This is a genomic window from Nitratidesulfovibrio oxamicus, from assembly GCF_015731765.1.
GTDB lineage: Bacteria > Desulfobacterota > Desulfovibrionia > Desulfovibrionales > Desulfovibrionaceae > Cupidesulfovibrio > Cupidesulfovibrio oxamicus.
In genome coordinates this window covers 1-2,461 of sequence record NZ_VRYY01000383.1, presented here as the reverse complement: position 1 = coordinate 2,461, position 2,461 = coordinate 1, and the positions used below count along the sequence as shown (strand labels likewise).

Genomic DNA, 2,461 nt, shown 5'->3' with positions numbered 1-2,461 from the left:
CGCGCCGATGGCGCAGCCGCCGGGCAGGGCCACGCGGGCCTCGCCCAGGCGGGCCAGCAGCGGGCCAAGGCACAGCACCGACGCGCGCATGGTCTTCACCAGGTCGTAGGGGGCTTCCGGCTTCAGGTCGCACGGGGTGACGGTTACGGTGTGGCCGTCGAATTCCGCCGGGCAGCCCAGGATGGCCAGCAGCTTGTTGGTGGTGAAGATGTCGCGCAGGCGCGGCACATTGGTGTAGGTGATGGGTTCTTCGGCCAGGATAGAGGCCATCAGGATGGGCAGTGCGGCGTTCTTGGAGCCGCTGACGGCAATGGAGCCGCGCAGGGGCACGCCGCCTTGGATGACGAGTTTGTCCATGTGGTCGTGGGTATCCTTTACGGGTAGTCGCTGCGGAAATGTTCCGCGCGGGTGATGGCTTTGGCTGCGCCGCGTCGGGCTGTCCCGTTGCGGGGGCGAGTGTCATGGCCGAAAACGGGCGCCGGTTCTGAAAGGACGTGCAAGGACCTGAAAGGATCTGAAAGGGACCGAAAGGGGGAGATTGCCTCTTGACCGGTCCCCGCGCCGGGTGTATATGCGCTCTCTCTTACGGCGGATGTAGCTCAGTTGGCAGAGCACCTGGTTGTGGCCCAGGTGGCCGTGGGTTCAAGTCCCATCATTCGCCCCATTGATTCCGTGCCCCGCGTTAGCGGGGCTTTTCTTTTTCTGGGAACGGGCGGTTGCCAAATTGTCCTTTCGCCCGTTGGCTTCCGACCCGAAGGGCGCGAAGCGTGTCCGCCGGGCGAGTTCACGAGCCCTGCGGACATCGTGCGCAACGAGGTCAAACTTCGCCCGCCATAGCTCTGCTGTCCCTAGCCGTAAGGTTCGCTTCGCGCACCTAACGGCTAAGGCTCGGTCGAATACGACATGAGCGCGATGCGGGCGCCATCCGTAATGCTCGATGACTCGCATAACGGCTGCCGCATGTTCCCTCATGGCGGGCTCGTTTTCCTTGCCAACGAACGAAAATCCAAATTTGGCAACCGCCCTTGGTTTCGCTACGGGCGGCCCCGGCGCGTGCCGGTGCTGATGGGTGGAATTTCCTCTGCGCATGTCGGGCGGACCATACCCCTACCGGCCCCGGAACGGAACCCCGTCGATGGGGGCAACCGTTGGCGTGCGGCGCGGCCCGCCGTTTTCCTTCACGAAATTTGTGACGGTGCGCCGTGCGGCGGCGGTGGTGCGGGCAACCCGGCCATGCCCGCGCGTGCGGTGCTTTCGTCTGCCTGGCCCGGATGTCCTGTCCTGTTGGGCCTGTCCGCGCTCCTCGGTCCTGTCAGCCGCCGTGGGTATCCAGCAGGGCATGGATGCTGTGGCAGGTGGTGCGCACCGCCGCGTCAAAGCGTTCCACAAGGTCATGCACGGATGCCTGCGGTGCGGTTGCCGCATCCTTTCCGTTTTCCCCGGCGGCAGGCAGGTCGCCTGCCAGCAGCAGACCCAGGTGCTCCAGGGCGCGTGCCGCCTCGTGCACCTCGTGGGCGGATATGCTGCCCGCCGCCCCCGCCATGGCGTGGGCACGTTCGGACAGGGCGCGCCACGCGCCAGCGGCGTCCGGCCCAATTCCGTTGGACTTCTCGGCGGCGGCCACCAGCCCGCGCACTTCCTCGCCCGCCCCGGAATAGGCGGCCACAAAGCTGCCCAGCACCCGCAGGTACAGCCAGGCCTTGCCGTTCATGCGGCGCACGCCGCTGGTCACGTCCAGCCCCGGCAGGGATGCGGGCAGGTCTTCCGGTGCGGGGCGGTGGCCCGTGGCGGGCTTGCCGTTGCCCGTCTGTGGTCGGAGTGGCGCTGGCGCGGGGCCTGCGGCGGGAACATCCGGTGATCCCGCTCCCGATTCCGTGCTGTCCGCCCCCGTTGCCTCCGCAGCCGGTCGCGCAGGCAGGTGGCGACGCAGGGTGTCCAGCAGTTCCTTGCGGTCCACGGGCTTGGGCAGCCTGCCGACGATGCCCGCCCGATGCAGGGCGGTTTCGTCCTCGCCCTCCACCCGCGCGGTAAAGGCGATGACCGGAGCACCGGGCCGCAGCAGCAGGTCGCCGGATGCATTTCGCGCCCGAATGGCGGCGGCGGTCTGGTAGCCGTCCATGCCCGGCATCTGGATGTCCAGCAGCACCGCGTCGAAAGGGGCGTCCGTCACGTCCGCCTGGCGGGTGTCCGCAGCATTCGCCCCGTCTGCGGCGCGGGTGGGGCTGGTGTTGGCCAGGGTGTCCAGCGCCTCCTCGCCCGAGGAAACCGCCTTTACCGCCACGCCTGCGGCATGCAGCATCTCCGTGGCCACGGCGCGGTTGATGAGGTTGTCGTCCACCAGCAGCACCCGCGCTCCGTGCAGGGCCGGATCGTGCAGGGCCGGATCGGGCTGGACAGGGCGGGCCGGGGCGCGCCGGGTGGCGGTGGTGTCGGCATTGCTGCTCCGGGGCGCGTCGGCAGC

General features: G+C 68.5%; 2 protein-coding genes and 1 tRNA gene. 1 reads left to right on the top strand and 2 read right to left on the bottom strand.

The window, feature by feature from the left end:
- Window positions 1–357, bottom strand: a 357-nt coding sequence (locus FVW20_RS12545) for a carboxyvinyltransferase (protein WP_504739156.1), incomplete at its 3' end; no start/stop codon positions are given.
- A gap of 231 nt (window positions 358–588) precedes the next feature.
- On the opposite strand from FVW20_RS12545, the gene FVW20_RS12540 reads away from it, so the two are divergent.
- Window positions 589–664: transfer RNA gene (locus tag FVW20_RS12540), tRNA-His, on the top strand.
- 648 nt (window positions 665–1,312) lie between these two features.
- On the opposite strand, the gene FVW20_RS12535 is transcribed toward FVW20_RS12540, so the two are convergent.
- The coding region (locus FVW20_RS12535; protein ID WP_196609880.1) for a response regulator at window positions 1,313–2,461 on the bottom strand (1,149 nt) is incomplete at its 5' end.